Here is a 14,381-nt window from a genome sequence, read left to right on the forward strand (position 1 = left end):
CCTCGTCGACGGCCTGTCACCGGGCGAACGGGACGACGGCCGCGGGCGGGTACAGGTCCGCGGTCGGGGGCCGCGATCCTGGGCCTGCGGTGCCGGGCGGTCCGGGCTCAGGTGGCCCGCCTGGAGGCACGGCGCGTGTTCCGTGCGGACGTCGCCTGACCGGCGGGCCGGGTCAGCCGCGACCGCGACCGCGGCCGCGGCCGACGGCGGTCACCTCCGCGACGGCGAGTGCCGCCGCGAGGACCACCTGCACGGCGGCGAAGCGGCGCAGGCGTCCACCGAGCAGCGCGACCGGGACCATCGACACGCCGTGCAGCACGTCCACGACGGCGCTCGCGGTGTGGGCGTCCGGCGAACCGGAGCGTGACACCAGCACCGCCTGCGCCGTCTGTCGCACCGCGAGCACCGCGTCGAGCACCGGCGTCCTGCGCGGTTCGAGGAGCCGGACCGCGTGGCCACCGGCGACCGCGAGCCGCAGGACCTCGACCGTCCTCACTTCCGACGCCCCGCCGCGAGCGCCACTGCCCCTGCGACGCCGAGCACTGCACCGATGATGCCGTTGCCGAGCCGTCGGTGCTCGACCCACCAGGTCTGCGGCGACCAGGCGTGCGCCGAGTCGTCGAAGACGCCGTGGGCGCCGTGGTCGCCCGGGATCGGCTCGGAGAGGTTGACGCCGAGCGCGGCGCCGTCCTTCTGCGGCGCCTGTTGCCCGGACACGAGCGTCTTGGCGGCGTACCAGTCCGCGAGCCGTGCGCTGATCCGGTTGCCGAGGATCGTGTACACGGTCGACTCACCGACCCACGTGCGGCGTCGGGGCCGCTCGGCCGTCGCGGCGATCGCTCGTGCGCCCACCTCGGGCTGGTAGATCGGTGCGACCGGCTGTGCCTGGTGCGGCAGCTTCGACTTCACCCACTGGAACTGGATCGTGTTGAGTGCCGGCATGTCGACCCGGGAGATCGCGACCCTGCTGCCCTGCTCCTCGAGTTCGGACACGACCGACTCGGTGAACCCGACGATCGCGTGCTTGGCGCCGCAGTACGCGGCCTGCAGGGGGATCCCGCGGAAGCCCAGTGCCGAGCCGACCTGGATCACCTGGCCGCGATCGCGGGGGACCATGCGGGACAGTGCCGCTCGGGTGCCGTTCACGCAGCCGAGGTAGGTGACCCGGAGCGCCCGCTCGAAGTCGTCGGGGTCGGTGTCGAGGAAGCGCCCGAACACCCCGACCATGACGTCGTTCACCCAGAGGTCGATCGGCCCGAGCTCGGCCTCGACCCGGTCGGCCGCGGCCTCGACGGCCTCGCGCTCCGAGACGTCGACGAGCACGGCCAGCCCGCGGCGTCCCGCTGCCTCGACCTCGGCGACCGCGGCGTCGACACCGTCCTTCCCGCGGGCGAGGACGGCGACGTCCCAGCCCCGGGCGGCGAGTTCGCGCACCGTCGCCCGTCCGAGCCCCGCCGATCCACCCGTCACCACTGCCACACGTGTCATGACCCCGTTCTACCGATGCGAGCACGGACCCTCACCCAGCCGGTGTCCCCTGGAGCGGCGCGCGGGAGGCCGGCGACGAGGGTGATGGCCCCGTGGACACCCGAGCAGAGGACACGGTCGACGAGGCGCCGCCGCCCGGCTGGGTCCTCGACACCCCCACCCGACACCGCGAGGTCTGGACGCTCCCGGCCTGCGCGGCGGCCCTCGCCGTCCTCCTCGCCCTGCTCGGCACGCAGTTCGGTGAGACGCTCGGCCTGGTCGTCTGCACGGCGAGCGCGGTCGTCGTCGCCGCGGGCGCGGTCGCCCTGGCCGTGGCCGGGCGGACGGCCTACGCGGAACAGACGGTCGCAGCGACGTGGCGGCTGCACGTCGTCCGCGTGGTCGTCGGGGTGACCACGACGTCGACCATCGCGGTCGGCTCCCTGGTCGTCGGGTTCCCGCTCGGCTGGTTCTTCGGGGCGGCGGCGTGGGTACCGATGTCGTTCCGACTGGCCCGGTCCGTCCCGCGCACCGACCGGGTGATCGTCGCCTGGGCCTCGGTGTCCCTGGCGGTGGCGTGCCTGACCCTGTCCGTCGTGGGCTTCACGGTCCACGACCTCCCGCAGCGCTTCTCGGTGACGTGGATCGGTCCGGGCGCGATCCTGGGCGCGCTGGCCCTGGCGATGGCGGTCGTGCAGTTCGCCCTCGCCGAGCGGACGCCGCCGGACCCGTTCCTCGCCGAGCAGGACGGAGCCGACACGTGACGTCCGATCGTCGACCGGCCGACGACGACGCCCGCGCCCGCGACGACGCCCGCGCGGACGACGACGCCCATGCCGACGACGACGCCCGCGACGACGCGGAGCTCGAACCACGGTGGGTCCGCCGGACACCGATCCTGCCCGAGCAGTGGTGGGCCCCTCCCGCCGGGCTGGCCGTCGCAGCGCTGGCGGTCCTGGCGATCGGCGTCTGGCTGCGCCGCGCCGCGCTGCCCCTGGCAATCGTCGTCTGCGTCGTGGGCCTGGTCGGCGCGGTCGTGCTCGCCGTGGCCGGACGGCACGCGTACTGGTCCCCGAGTCGGGCGGCGGCCTGGCGTCTGCACCGCACCCGGGTCGTGGCGTGGAGCTCCGCCGGCGTCGCGCTCGTCGTGTTCGGGCTCGCGATCGGGGCGCAGGTGGTTCTCATCGGCCTCGTGGTCGCGGGGACGATGGTGCACACCCTGCGGCGCGACGACCCGACGCGCTTCGAGCTCCGCGGCCGGGCGGTGGCATCGGTCGCCGTCGCGGTGGCGTCGGCAGTCCTCGCGATCGTCGCACTGACGGTCCCCGGCATCGACGACCGGTCCGCGGCCCGGTGGTCCGGATGGGGGCTCCTCGTCGTGCCGGCCGCCGCGGTCGTCGCGCTGGTCTCCTGGCGCGCTGCCGGCCGCCGCGACGACGACCCGCTCAGCGCCCCAGACCGAACCGCGTCGTGACCTTCGGCGCGTAGAGGACCGAGTCCGGCTCGAGCTCCGTCAGCCCGAACGGCAGCCCGGCCGCCCCGGCGAGGTCGTCCCGGAGGTGCACGATCGTCGCCCGGTGCAGCGGCCACGGCTCGTGTTCGTTCGGCCAGAACCGGGTCCGGCCGGCGCGGCGCACGTGCATGCCCCAGCGGGCGGTGAGGAACGTCTCGAGGGCGGTGGGCTCCGCGATCGGCGAGCCGATCCGCACGTCGACCATCGACCGGGTGTGCGTCCCGTGCCGCCGCATCGCGTAGGCGGCGCGGTCGGGCTCCGGACGACGGAACTCAGCGTGCGCCCACCAGTACGGTAGCGCGGTCGCGACCCGGGCCCCGATGGTGGGCAGGAGCTTCCCGGCGTCGAGCGACAGGAACACGACACCGTGCCGCCCCTGGTCGTCGACCGTGTAGACGCGGATGTTCACCTCGACGAAGTCACCGACCCGGCCGACGCGGACCGGCGGGAACGCCGTGTCGGTGAAGCGGAACGCGATGAGTCCCACCCACGTGGTCGCGCCGTCGTCGACCCCGTCGGCCCCGAGCGTGTCCGGGCGGGTGCCGCGCGGCAAGTGTGGTGCGACCGCCGAGACGTCGACCCGCCAGTGCACGAACACGACGTCGCGCCAGTCCTGCTGGATCCACGGGCGGCCGGTCAGCCCCGGGGCGGCCGCCGAGATCGCGGTCATCGGAGGTCCTCCCCGCCGGCGGGCGCGACGTCGTCCCAGCCCTGCTGCGGTGTGTCGCAGGTCCCGCGGAAGACGTACTGGGACGGACGCTTCCGTTCGCTCGAGGTCCAGTCGATCGCCGGACGCCGACGCTCGGGCGGCAGGTACCCGATCCGGTAGACGGCCATGAGCTCGAGGGACGGCGGGACCCGGAGCAGCCCCTCGATCTCCTCCCACGCGCCGGGGGTCTCCATCGGGAACGAGACGAACTGGATCCCGAGGCCGAGCTCGGTCGTGGCGAGCCAGACGTTCTCCATCGCCGCTCCCATGCTGAACACCGAGTAGAAGCCCGACAGCTCCTCCTTCCGGTACTCGTGCCGGTCGAGCATCACGCCGAGCAGCAGCGGCGACCCGGCGACGAGCTTCCGGTTCTCCTCACCGAGGGTGTGCGGCACGCGCAGGGTGTTCATGAGCAGCTGCCCGCGCTTCGTGAAGACCTGCTTCGTGAACGGCTTGAGCGGCCCGGGCAGCTTGTCGAACAGCATGCCGTCGCGCCGCTCGTCCATCTCGGCCTGCGAGAACCGGAAGTACGGCTTGTACCGCTCGAAGAAGGTGCCCTCGGCCATCGTCCGCGTCATCGAGGACCCGCTGATCTGCGCGACGCGATCGATCGTCGAACGCTCCTCGACGAGCACGAACCGCCAGGGCTGGCTGTTCAGCTGCGACGGCGCACGCCCCGCGAGCTCCATCAGCACCCGCTGGTGTTCCTCGGAGACGGGGTCGGGCAGGAACGCCCCGTTGGTCGTGCGTCGGCGTCGGATCGCCTCGAAGAGCTCCACAGCTCACCTCTCTCGTCGGCCGCGCGCGAGCAACGCCCCGAGGTAGGACGGCGCAGCGGCGACCGCGACCCTCCAGTGTGCTCCGGCACGGGGATCCGTCCTCGGAGCGACGGCCAGCGGGACGAGCGCGGGCAGCAGGAACAGGGCACTCCGGTCGCGCGTCCAGGCTGGTGTCGTGGCCGCCACCCCGGTCAGGGTCGCGGTCACGACGAACAGCCCGTGGTGCACCACCCGGAGCTTCCGCGTCCGGATGAGGCGCACGGCCACGGCCGTGCCCCAGAGGCAGTTGGCCGCGTACGCGGCGCAGGCGGCGGCGACCAACCGCCGGGCCGTCACCGACCGTCCTGGAGGCGCGCCGTGCCTCCCGGCTGTCGTCGTCCGTCCCACAGGGGCGAACCTACGCGCCGGGGGCGGGCTCAGGCCGAGTCGCGGGTGACCAGCTTCGACAGCACGATCGCGGACCGCGTGTGGTCGACCTGGGGCGCGAGCCGTACCCGGTCGAGCGCCTCCTCGAGCGCGGCGAGGTCCTTCGAGCGCATGTGCACGACCGCGTCGGCGCTGCCGGTGACCGTGCCGGCGTCGATCACCTCGGGCACGCTGTCGAGGAGCGATCGGAGCTCGTCGGGGGAGACCGTGCCGCGGCAGTAGAGCTCGACCCACGCCTCGGTGCCGCGGTCCTCGACGGCGGGGTCGACCTTGATCGTGAAGCCCTGGATCACCCCGTCCGCGACGAGTCGGTCGACCCGGCGCTTCACGGCCGAGGCCGAGAGTCCGACCACCGACCCGATGTCGCCGTAGCCGGCGCGGGCGTTGTCCCGGAGCTGATCCAGGATGCGGTGGTCGAGCGAATCCATTGCGCCAATGCTACGCGTGCTTCTTGCACGCCCGGTGGCTGCGGCGCACGAAACGTGCGTGCCCACAACGGGTGCCAGGCCGTGACCACCTCGTGACTGCACTGAGCGGACGGTGTGTGCAAGACTCTCGATCGGCGTCGACCTGGTCCGCTACGGCGAGTGAGCCTGCATCTCGCCGGAGCTCTGCAACTCGTCCAGTGGTGGTTCCTGGCAGGCTCGGGCCCCGGTCCCCCAGGAGGACTGATGTCGAACACCGCTCCCGAATCCCTCGCCACCCCGGCCCGTGTCGCGACCAAGCGCACGATCCTCATGTGCAAGCCGACCCACTACACGGTCAGCTACCGGATCAACCCGTGGATGCACCCGGAGGACCCGACCGACACGTCGAAGGCCGTCCAGCAGTGGCAGTCGCTCGTCGACGTCTACGAGCAGCTCGGCTTCGACATCTCGTACATCGAGCCGATCGAGGGCCTGCCCGACATGGTCTACGCGGCAAACGGCGGCTTCGTGCTCGACGGTGTCGCGTACGGCGCCAAGTTCCAGTACCCCGAGCGCCAGCCCGAGGGCCCCGCGTACATGGACTGGTTCCGTGGCGCCGGCCTGACCGTGGCCGAGCCGGAGGAGACCAACGAGGGCGAGGGCGACTTCCTGCTCATCGGGGACACGATCTTCGCCGGCACCGGCTTCCGCTCCGACAGCAGCTCGCACGAGGAGCTCGCGCGGATCTACGGCCGCGAGGTCGTCACGCTCAAGCTCGTCAACCCGAGCTTCTACCACCTCGACACCGCGATCGCCGTGCTCGACCCCGAGCCCGATGCGTCCGGCCGGAGCAACATCGCCTACCTCGAGAGCGCCTTCGACGAGGCTTCGCTCGAGATCCTGCGCAAGCGCTTCCCGGACGCGATCATCGCCACGGAGGAGGACGCCGCGATCCTCGGCCTGAACTCGTACTCGGACGGCTACAACGTCGTGATCGCGTCGCGCGCCGAGCGGTTCGCGGAGCAGCTGCGCGAGAAGGGCTACAACCCGATCGGCGTCGACCTGTCCGAGCTCCTGCTCGGCGGCGGCGGCGTCAAGTGCTGCACGCTCGACCTGCACCCGGTCGGCACCGGCAACTCGGTCGCGCGGTCCTGATGGCCACCGCGATGTCCGCGTCGCTCGGTGCGGCGACGGCCGCCGCGCTCGCCGTGGAGGACCGCTCCCTCGCCCACAACTACAGCCCGCTGCCCGTCGTCATCGCGTCGGGCGACGGGGCGTGGGTGACGGACGTCGACGGCAAGCGCTACCTGGACGGCCTCGCCGCGTACTCCGCGGTGAACTTCGGCCACGGCAACCAGCGGCTGCTCGACGCCGCCCGGACCCAGCTCGACCGGGTGACCCTGACGAGCCGCGCGTTCGTCAACGACCGGCTCGGGCCGTTCGCCGCCGCGCTCGCGGACCTGACAGGCACGGACATGGTGCTCCCGATGAACACCGGGGCCGAGGCCGTCGAGTCCGCGATCAAGGTCTCGCGCGCCTGGGGCTACCGCGTCAAGGGCGTCCCGGCCGACCGGGCGACGATCATCGTCGCGTCCGGGAACTTCCACGGCCGCACGACCACGATCGTGTCGTTCTCCGACGACCCGACGGCCCGGAACGACTTCGGACCGTTCACGCCCGGGTTCCGCACCGTGCCGTACGGCGACGCGGACGCCCTCCGCGCCGCGATGGACGAGACCGTCGTCGCCGTCCTGCTCGAGCCGATCCAGGGCGAGGGCGGCGTGGTCATCCCGCCGGCGTCCTACCTGCCCGCGGTCCGGGAGGTCTGCGACGAGTTCGGCGCCCTCCTCGTCGCCGACGAGATCCAGTCCGGCCTCGGACGCACCGGCCACACCCTCGCGGTGCAGCGCGTCGGGGTCACGCCGGACCTGATCACGCTCGGCAAGGCGCTCGGCGGCGGCATCGTCCCGGTGTCCGCCGTGGTCGGTCGCCGCGACGTGCTCGGCGTCCTGCGTCCGGGCGAACACGGCTCGACGTTCGGCGGCAACCCGCTGGCGGCGGCCGTGGGCTCCGAGGTCGTGGCGATGCTCGCCGAGGGCACGTTCCAGCAGCGGGCGCTCGACGGCGAGCCCGTGCTCCGAGGCCTCCTCGAGGACCTCGTCGGTCACGGGGTCGTCGCGCACCGCGTCGCCGGACTCTGGGCCGGGATCGACATCGACCCCGCGCTCGGGACCGGCAAGGAGATCGCGCACGACATGGCCGACCGGGGCGTCCTCGTGAAGGACACCCACGGGTCGACGATCCGCTTCGCGCCGCCGCTCGTCGTCACCGACGACGAGGTGCGGCACGCGATCGGCGCGCTCGGTGAGGTCCTGCGCGCCCGCAGCTGACCGGGCGGGCGCACGCCGTGCCTCCCGGCCGGTGATCCTGTTCGTATCGCCTCCGCACAACCGAAATCACCCGGAACCACGCGATCACGTGGTTCCGGGTGTCTTTCGTTGTGCGCCGTCGCGTGGCGCGGCCCGCGCGCCGCGGTCCGCGCGCCGCGGCGCAGCGCGCGCTACACCGCCCAGCGCTCGGCGAGTTCGTCCATCAGCCCGTCGAGCCGCTCGTCGACGACCTGCTCCTCCGGGTGCGCCTCGTACCAGGCGATGACCTCGCGCACACCCTGCCGGTAGGGGATCCGCGGCCGGTACCACGGCACCAGGGACCGCACCTTGCTGTTGTCGAACACGGAGCTGTTCGCCTTGTCGCCGAGGAGCGCCGCACCCCACTCCGGGTCCACCGCGTTGATCGCGTCCGCGGGCACGTGCACGATCTTCAGATCGTCGACGCCGGCAGCCGCCGCGATCTCGTGGGCGATCTGGTTCCAGGTCGGCGCCTCGTCGCTCGTGATGGTGAAGGCTTCGCCGATCGCCGAGGCGTTGTCGAGCAGCCCCGTGAAGCCGACCGCGAAGTCCCGGCTGTTCGTGAGGGTCCACAGCGACGACCCGTCACCCGTGATGATGACCGGCTTGCCCGCACGCATGCGTGCGACCGCGGTCCACCCGCCGGTCAGCGGGAGCTTCGTCTCGTCGTAGGTGTGCGACGGTCGGATGATCGTGACCGGGAAGTCCTGCTCCCGGTACGCCTGCATGAGCAGCTCCTCGCACGCGATCTTGTCGCGCGAGTACTGCCAGTACGGGTTCTTCAGCGGCGTCGACTCCGTGATCGGCAGGTGCGTCGCCGGGGTCTGGTACGCCGAGGCCGAGCTGATGAAGACGTACTGGCGCGTCCGGCCGGCGAAGGTCTCGACGTCCGCCTGCACCTGGTCGGGCGTGAACGCGATCCAGTTGATGACGACGTCCCACCGGCGGTCGCCCAGCACCTCCGCCAGTGCGGCGCGGTCCGACACGTCGGCCTGGAGGCGCGTCACCTGATCCGGGATCGGCCTGCCCCCGGTGGTCCCCCGGTTGAGCACCGTCACGTCGAACCCCTGCTCGACGGCTTCGCGGACACATGCGGCGCTGATCACCCCGCTGCCGCCGATGAACAGCACGCTCGCTCCCGACATGGACGCTCCTTCGCTCCCGGCGGTGCCGCTGTGCACCGCGCCCCTGCGATCCTGCACCTCATGCGCTGGGTCGGGTGGCGAGGACCGCGCGGAGCGACGTCGTGCACGCTGCCCACTCGGCGGCGACGGGGCTGATCCAATCGAGGAGCTCGATGGCGTAGTCGTGGTCGCGGTGCAGGTCGCGAGCGTGGATCGGCTCATGGTGCGCGGCGCGGTTCCGGACGAAGTGCAGCTGCTGGAGTCGCCGTGTCACCTCGCTCCGCCGCACGCGGAGGTTGTCCGGCCCGTGGGGGAAGGCCCTGTGGAGATCCGGTACCCAGAGCGAGGTGTGGTGCCGCGACTCGACGAGGTACCGCCAGAACCCGAAGGTGAGTTCCGCGATGACCCGGCCGTGGACTTCGTCGAGACGTGCGTTCCGACCTGCACGCGCTCGAGCCTTCGCCAGGTCTGCAGTGCCACGGGCGTCGGGCGGAGCCACGTCGAACCACGGTCGCCCGGAGCGGGCGGCCGCCCAAGCGCGAAGTTCTCGGTCGAGTGCGTTGCGGGCAACGACCTCGACGACGCCAGCGAGTTCCATGACCGACGCTGAGGCTCGCATGTTCCACGTGGACAGCCCCAGCGCACCGGCCGACGATCCCGTCACCTCGGCGTACGACCGGAGTCGTTCGGCCGTGAGCAGACGCTCGAGCACGTCCTCCCGCATGATTCCCCCATCTGCTACCGTTGATCGCGAAGACCCCGGAACGATCCCTGGCCCAGGCCACATCGCCGGGGTTTCGTCTTTGCCGGCCCATTCGTGAAACATCAGCGTACAGTCATCCGCTCGCACGGAGCTCGCGAAGACTACCGTCACGGTTCGGACCGCACCGACGCGGCCCACGACAGGAGTGACACGCACATGGAGTACCGCTACCTCGGGAACTCGGGCCTCAAGGTCTCCGAGATCACCTACGGCAACTGGCTGACCCACGCCTCCCAGGTCGAGAACGACGCGGCGATCGCCTGCGTCCGGGCAGCGCTCGACGTCGGCATCTCGACGTTCGACACCGCCGACGTCTACGCGAACACCGGCGCCGAGACCGTCCTCGGCGAGGCCCTCAAGGGGGAGCGCCGGCAGTCGCTCGAGATCGCGACGAAGGTGTTCGGCCCCACCGGGCCGAAGGGGCACAACGACACCGGTCTGTCGCGGAAGCACATCCTCGAGTCCATCGACGGATCGCTCGAACGGCTGCAGACCGACTACGTCGACCTGTACCAGGCGCACCGCTACGACTACGAGACGCCCCTCGAGGAGACGATGCAGGCGTTCGCGGACGTCGTCCGCCAGGGCAAGGTGCTGTACGTCGGCGTCAGTGAGTGGACCGCGGACCAGCTCCGTGCCGGCGCGGCACTGGCGAAGGAGCTCGGCTTCCAGCTCATCTCGAACCAGCCGCAGTACTCGGCGCTCTGGCGGGTCATCGAGGGCGAGGTCGTCCCCACCTCGAAGGAACTCGGCATCTCGCAGATCGTCTGGTCGCCCATCGCCCAGGGCGTGCTGACCGGCAAGTACCAGCCGGGCCAGCCGCTGCCCGAAGGGTCCCGTGCCACCGACGACAAGGGCGGCGCGAAGATGATCTCCCGGTTCATGAACGACGAGGTGCTCTCGGCCGTGCAGGACCTGAAGCCCGTCGCCGACGAGCTGAACCTGTCGATGGCGCAGCTCGCGGTGGCGTGGGTGCTGCAGAACGAGAACGTGGCGTCGGCGATCATCGGGGCCTCGCGGCCGGAGCAGGTGCACGACAACGCGGGCGCCGCCGGGGTCACCATCCCCGCCGAGCTGCTGACGCGGATCGACGACGCCCTGGGTGGTGTCGTCGAGCGCGACCCGGCGAAGACGAACGACAGCAGCCCGAAGGCGCGCGAGGCGTAGTCGCGGGGGCCGGCGCGCCGGTTCGACCTGCGTTCGCACAACCGGAGTCAGTCGGAACTGCGCCGAACCGCGGTGTGTGCTGACTTTGGTTGTGCGAGCACGGTCGGCAGCGCTGACGCCCCGCGCGTCCGGGGACGCGACGAATCCGGGGGACGAGGCAGCCCGGGCACGCGGCAAGTCCGGGAACGCGAAAAGGCCCCCTACCGGAGTAGGGGGCCTTTCACCGTGGCTGGACACGGCATCGATCCGTGGACCTTTCGATTTTCAGTCGAACGCTCTACCAACTGAGCTATCCAGCCGTGGCGACCCTGACGGGACTTGAACCCGCGACCTCCGCCGTGACAGGGCGGCACGCTAACCAACTGCGCTACAGGGCCATGTGTTGTTGTGGGTACTGCGTTGTGTGTACTGCTCGGTGGTGCTCTGCTTGCCTGCTCACTCACGAAGAGTGACCCCAACGGGATTCGAACCCGTGCTGCCGCCGTGAAAGGGCGGTGTCCTAGGCCACTAAACGATAGGGCCGCAAGCGGTGCAGTGCGCTACCGATGGACAAGCATACGGATGCCCCACGGGTTTCACAAATCGAGCCCCCTGAGCGCGTCCTCCCCGGCGTGTCGCGCCTGCCCCAACCGGCGGCGGGCCTTCACTCAGCGTGGGGCACCAGGCCCCGATTCGTGCTGTCGATGCCCGGGTGCGAGCATCGTCGTCGCCACTGGCTGCCCCTCGCACGAGGGGTGACCGGTTGCGACACCTGTTGTTACTGTTGCGTCTGTTAACAGTGTTACGTGCGTGAGCCTTGCCGCGCTGTTACGAAATCGAGACACATGTCGACCTCACCAACGCTGTCCCTCCGCCACCGCAGCCGCGTCATCGCCGCAGCGGTCGCGGTCGTGCTCGCTGCCGGTGTCCTCGCCGCGCTCACGCCGAGCGGCCCGGCCAGCGCGACCACGTACCCCAGCTGGGACGACGTCCAGAACGCCAAGTCGTCGACCCAGGCCCAGCAGGACAAGGTCAGCGAGATCAAGTCGCTGATCTCCTCGCTGCAGGCCGAGGCGAAGGCGAAGCAGCGGGCCGCGCAGTCCGCCGGCGAGGCGTACCAGGCCGCACAGTCGAAGTACGACGAGGCGACGCTCCGGCAGAAGTCGCTCCAGGGCCAGGCCGACGACGCGGAGAAGACCGCGAGTGCGTCCGAGGCGCAGGCGGGACAGCTGGCGGCCCAGCTCGGGCGCGCGAGCTCGAACACCGTCACCACGGACCTCCTCTCGCACCCGTCCGACTCCGGTGACCTGCTGTACGAGCTCGGCGCGATGTCGAAGCTCAGCGAACAGGCCGACGGCATCTACGCTCAGGCCTCCCAGGACCGTGGGACGGCCCAGGGCCTCGCGGACAAGGCGGACGTCGCGAAGCAGGCGCTCGGCGCACTGGCCGCGACCGCGCGCTCGAAGATGCAAGAAGCGCAGGGCGCCGCCGAGGCCGCACAGGACGCCGTCAGCGCGCAGACGGACAACCAGACGCGACTCGAGGCCCAGCTGACGCTCCTCACCACGAAGCAACGGGGGGTCGAGGCCAGCTACAAGAAGGGCGTCGAGGAGGAGAAGAAGCGGCAGGCGCGCATCGCCGCCGCTGCCGCCCGTGCTGCCGCTGCCGCCGCCGCGACGAGCCAGGGTGGGACCGGGGGCGGCTCCCCGAACGCGTCGGGCTGGGTCCGACCCGCCGGCGGCTACCAGACCAGTGGCTTCGGCATGCGCGTCGATCCGTACACGCACGCCGTCGCGCTGCACGCCGGGGTCGACCTCGCACCCGCCTGCTACGCACCGATCTACGCCGCACACGACGGCACCGTCGTCTTCGCCGGGAACGGCGGCGGCTACGGCAACGAGGTCGTGCTCGACAACGGCGGCGGCATCTCCACGGCCTACGGGCACATCGTCGACGGCGGGATCCTCGTCGCGAACGGCCAGCACGTCTCGGCCGGGCAGCAGATCGCGAAGATCGGCTCGACCGGCTGGTCGACCGGGTGCCACCTCCACTTCGAGACCCGGATCAACGGCGCCGCCACCGATCCGGTCCCCTTCATGGCAGCGCGGGGGATCTCGGTATGACCACGAGCGTCGCCAGGAGGCGTTGACCCGACCCATGAAGCAGCCCGCTCGCACCCTCACCTGCACCGCGGTGGTCGCCGTCGTCGGCATCGGCCTGTCGATCGCCCTCGCCGGACCGGCGCAGGCGGCCCCGTCGGCACCCAGCTGGGCCGACGTGCGGGCGGCGAAGTCGAACGCGGCTGCGGCGCAGCGGACCGTCGACGAGCTCGGGACGCGTCTCGATGCCCTGCAGACCAGTGCGGACCGGGCCTCCATCGTCGAGCAGCAGGCCGCGCAGACCTACGCGCTCGCCGCGTCCCAGCAGCAGCAGGCGCAGGCCGACCTCGACGACCTCGCGGACCAGGCGAAGCGCGCGAAGGCGACGGCTGAGGCCTCGGCGGGGCAGGTGGCCGGGCTCGTGGTCGAACTCGCCCGCACCGGTGGCGGGGACCTGTCGACGTCGATGCTCGTGGACGCCCGGGACTCGAAGGACCTGCTCTACCGGGTCGGGACGATGTCGCACCTCTCCGAGCGGTCGGCGAACGTGCTCGCGAAAGCCCAGGCCGACCAGAACACCGTGGACTCGCTCGCGGCCCAGCAGCGGCAGGCGACGACGGCGCTGGCCTCGGCGACGGCGACGACGAAGTCCGCGCTCGCCGACGCGAACGACGCCGCGTCCGCCGCGCAGGGTCGCCTGCAGCGCGAGCAGGACCAGCAGAGCCAGGTGCTCGAGCAGCTCGCGTTCCTCAAGGGCACCAGCGTGGCGACCGAGACGGCCTACTGGAACGCCCAGCAGGCGAAGCAGGCCGAAGCGGCCCTGGCGTCGCACACGGGTGGGACCACCTCGTCCGGGCAGAACGCGTCCGGTGGGAGCGCGTCCGGCGGGAGTGCAGACGGCGGGAGCGCGTCCGGTGGCGGCACGTCCGGTGGGAGCACGTCCGGCGGGAGCGGATCCGGCGGGACGACCACCACGAACCCCGGCACCTCGACCAACCCGAGCCCGTCGAAGCCGAGCCCGAGCAACCCGACCCCGTCGCAGCCCACGCCGTCGAAGCCGAAGCCGACGACCCCGTCCCCGAAGCCGACCACCCCGACGCCGACCCCCACCCCGGTCCCGAGCAGCCCGTCGAAGGCCGCGGGCGCGATCGCCTTCGCGAGGGCCCAGCTCGGTGACGCGTACGTCCTCGGCGGCGCCGGCCCGAACACCTGGGACTGCTCCGGTCTCGTGATGATGGCCTACGGCTCGCAGGGCGTCGCGACCGGTGGGCACAACGTCGTCTGGCAGTACAACTACTTCGCCTCGATCGGCCGGCTCGTCCCGCTCTCGCAGCGCCAGCCCGGCGACATCCTCTTCTACTCGAGCAACGGAACCGCCAGCGGTGGGTACCACGACTCGATCTACACCGGGAACGGCCAGATGGTCGAGGCCGCGCGACCCGGCGTCGGCGTGGTCGAGCGTGCGGTCTGGCTGCCGAACCAGCTCCTGCCGTACGTCGCCCGCCCGACCGGCTCGCTCTAGCGCGACGCCGTTTCGCGC

General features: G+C 71.7%; 15 protein-coding genes and 3 tRNA genes. 7 read left to right on the top strand and 11 right to left on the bottom strand.

All coding sequences use genetic code 11. The features are described from left to right. Positions 1-172: 172 nt before the first annotated feature. Together MON03_RS00685 and MON03_RS00690 are read right to left on the bottom strand one after the other, a co-directional pair. The gene (locus MON03_RS00685; protein WP_242089883.1) at positions 173-496 is read right to left on the bottom strand and encodes a hypothetical protein; all 324 of its coding nucleotides are present in this window, start codon (positions 494-496) and stop codon (positions 173-175) included. Next, positions 493-1,488, bottom strand: coding sequence for an SDR family oxidoreductase (locus tag MON03_RS00690; RefSeq protein ID WP_242089885.1), 996 nt, complete (start codon positions 1,486-1,488; stop codon positions 493-495). The genes MON03_RS00685 and MON03_RS00690 overlap by 4 nt, the downstream gene beginning before the upstream one ends. Positions 1,489-1,580: 92 nt before the next feature. Between MON03_RS00690 and MON03_RS00695 the strand changes: the two genes are divergently transcribed. After that, positions 1,581-2,231, top strand: a complete 651-nt coding sequence (locus MON03_RS00695; protein WP_242089887.1) for a hypothetical protein — start codon at positions 1,581-1,583, stop codon at positions 2,229-2,231. Continuing rightward, positions 2,228-2,941, top strand: coding sequence for a hypothetical protein (locus MON03_RS00700; protein WP_242089889.1), 714 nt, complete (start codon positions 2,228-2,230; stop codon positions 2,939-2,941). Before MON03_RS00695 ends, MON03_RS00700 begins: the two co-directional genes overlap by 4 nt. Here the strand turns inward: MON03_RS00700 and MON03_RS00705 are convergent. The 4 genes from MON03_RS00705 to MON03_RS00720 all read right to left on the bottom strand — a co-directional run bounded on the left by MON03_RS00705 (position 2,913) and on the right by MON03_RS00720 (position 5,322). Continuing rightward, complete coding sequence (locus tag MON03_RS00705) at positions 2,913-3,650, bottom strand: YqjF family protein (protein ID WP_175327967.1); 738 nt, start codon at positions 3,648-3,650, stop codon at positions 2,913-2,915. The two genes, MON03_RS00700 and MON03_RS00705, sit on opposite strands and share 29 nt — an antisense overlap. After that, entirely contained in the window at positions 3,647-4,468 is an 822-nt protein-coding gene (locus MON03_RS00710) for a nitroreductase family protein (RefSeq protein ID WP_242089891.1), read from the bottom strand. Before MON03_RS00710 ends, MON03_RS00705 begins: the two co-directional genes overlap by 4 nt. 3 nt (positions 4,469-4,471) lie before the next feature. Further along, positions 4,472-4,804 (bottom strand): hypothetical protein, encoded by a 333-nt coding sequence (locus MON03_RS00715; protein ID WP_175327965.1) that lies wholly within the window; start codon positions 4,802-4,804, stop codon positions 4,472-4,474. Positions 4,805-4,884: 80 nt separating this feature from the next. Continuing rightward, the gene (locus tag MON03_RS00720; RefSeq protein WP_022902800.1) at positions 4,885-5,322 is read right to left on the bottom strand and encodes an Lrp/AsnC family transcriptional regulator; all 438 of its coding nucleotides are present in this window, start codon (positions 5,320-5,322) and stop codon (positions 4,885-4,887) included. Between the two features lie 243 nt (positions 5,323-5,565). Here MON03_RS00720 and ddaH point away from each other — a divergent pair, with 243 nt between their 5' ends. Continuing rightward, a complete protein-coding gene (ddaH, locus tag MON03_RS00725) occupies positions 5,566-6,456 on the top strand; it encodes a dimethylargininase (RefSeq protein ID WP_242089893.1) in 891 nt (296 codons plus the stop codon). Then, a complete protein-coding gene (gene rocD, locus MON03_RS00730) occupies positions 6,456-7,691 on the top strand; it encodes an ornithine--oxo-acid transaminase (RefSeq protein WP_242089895.1) in 1,236 nt (411 codons plus the stop codon). The genes ddaH and rocD overlap by 1 nt, the downstream gene beginning before the upstream one ends. Before the next feature lie 170 nt (positions 7,692-7,861). On the opposite strand, the gene MON03_RS00735 is transcribed toward rocD, so the two are convergent. After that, positions 7,862-8,854, bottom strand: a complete 993-nt coding sequence (locus tag MON03_RS00735) for an SDR family oxidoreductase (protein ID WP_242089897.1) — start codon at positions 8,852-8,854, stop codon at positions 7,862-7,864. Positions 8,855-8,912: 58 nt separating this feature from the next. After that, complete coding sequence (locus tag MON03_RS00740; RefSeq protein ID WP_242089898.1) at positions 8,913-9,557, bottom strand: hypothetical protein; 645 nt, start codon at positions 9,555-9,557, stop codon at positions 8,913-8,915. 195 nt (positions 9,558-9,752) lie between these two features. Between MON03_RS00740 and MON03_RS00745 the strand changes: the two genes are divergently transcribed. Continuing rightward, on the top strand, positions 9,753-10,763 hold the full coding sequence (locus tag MON03_RS00745) for an aldo/keto reductase family protein (protein ID WP_022902805.1): 1,011 nt from the start codon (positions 9,753-9,755) through the stop codon (positions 10,761-10,763). A 226-nt stretch (positions 10,764-10,989) separates the two neighbouring features. On the opposite strand, the gene MON03_RS00750 is transcribed toward MON03_RS00745, so the two are convergent. The 3 genes from MON03_RS00750 to MON03_RS00760 all read right to left on the bottom strand — a co-directional run bounded on the left by MON03_RS00750 (position 10,990) and on the right by MON03_RS00760 (position 11,285). Next, positions 10,990-11,062 (bottom strand) — tRNA-Phe (locus MON03_RS00750). A 1-nt stretch (position 11,063) separates the two neighbouring features. Then, positions 11,064-11,140, bottom strand: a tRNA-Asp gene (locus MON03_RS00755). Positions 11,141-11,212: 72 nt separating this feature from the next. Continuing rightward, positions 11,213-11,285, bottom strand: a tRNA-Glu gene (locus MON03_RS00760). 302 nt (positions 11,286-11,587) lie between these two features. Between MON03_RS00760 and MON03_RS00765 the strand changes: the two genes are divergently transcribed. Next, complete coding sequence (locus tag MON03_RS00765) at positions 11,588-12,865, top strand: peptidoglycan DD-metalloendopeptidase family protein (RefSeq protein WP_242089900.1); 1,278 nt, start codon at positions 11,588-11,590, stop codon at positions 12,863-12,865. 34 nt (positions 12,866-12,899) lie between these two features. Beyond that, positions 12,900-14,363, top strand: coding sequence for a C40 family peptidase (locus MON03_RS00770; RefSeq protein WP_242089902.1), 1,464 nt, complete (start codon positions 12,900-12,902; stop codon positions 14,361-14,363). Positions 14,364-14,381 lie beyond the last annotated feature (18 nt).

It is taken from the genome of Curtobacterium sp. DN_7.5 (assembly GCF_022655355.1).
Taxonomy (GTDB): domain Bacteria; phylum Actinomycetota; class Actinomycetes; order Actinomycetales; family Microbacteriaceae; genus Curtobacterium; species Curtobacterium luteum.

What these genes read in the sequence shown, in the direction of transcription:
- MON03_RS00690 (WP_242089885.1), bottom strand. Translation starts at nt 1,488, where the DNA reads ATGACACGTGTGGCAGTGGTGACGGGTGGATCGGCGGGGCTCGGACGG.
- MON03_RS00705 (WP_175327967.1), bottom strand. Translation starts at nt 3,650, where the DNA reads ATGACCGCGATCTCGGCGGCCGCCCCGGGGCTGACCGGCCGCCCGTGG.
- MON03_RS00720 (WP_022902800.1), bottom strand. Translation starts at nt 5,322, where the DNA reads ATGGATTCGCTCGACCACCGCATCCTGGATCAGCTCCGGGACAACGCC.
- ddaH (WP_242089893.1), top strand. Translation starts at nt 5,566, where the DNA reads ATGTCGAACACCGCTCCCGAATCCCTCGCCACCCCGGCCCGTGTCGCG.
- rocD (WP_242089895.1), top strand. Translation starts at nt 6,456, where the DNA reads ATGGCCACCGCGATGTCCGCGTCGCTCGGTGCGGCGACGGCCGCCGCG.
- MON03_RS00735 (WP_242089897.1), bottom strand. Translation starts at nt 8,854, where the DNA reads ATGTCGGGAGCGAGCGTGCTGTTCATCGGCGGCAGCGGGGTGATCAGC.
- MON03_RS00740 (WP_242089898.1), bottom strand. Translation starts at nt 9,557, where the DNA reads ATGCGGGAGGACGTGCTCGAGCGTCTGCTCACGGCCGAACGACTCCGG.
- MON03_RS00745 (WP_022902805.1), top strand. Translation starts at nt 9,753, where the DNA reads ATGGAGTACCGCTACCTCGGGAACTCGGGCCTCAAGGTCTCCGAGATC.
- MON03_RS00765 (WP_242089900.1), top strand. Translation starts at nt 11,588, where the DNA reads ATGTCGACCTCACCAACGCTGTCCCTCCGCCACCGCAGCCGCGTCATC.
- MON03_RS00770 (WP_242089902.1), top strand. Translation starts at nt 12,900, where the DNA reads ATGAAGCAGCCCGCTCGCACCCTCACCTGCACCGCGGTGGTCGCCGTC.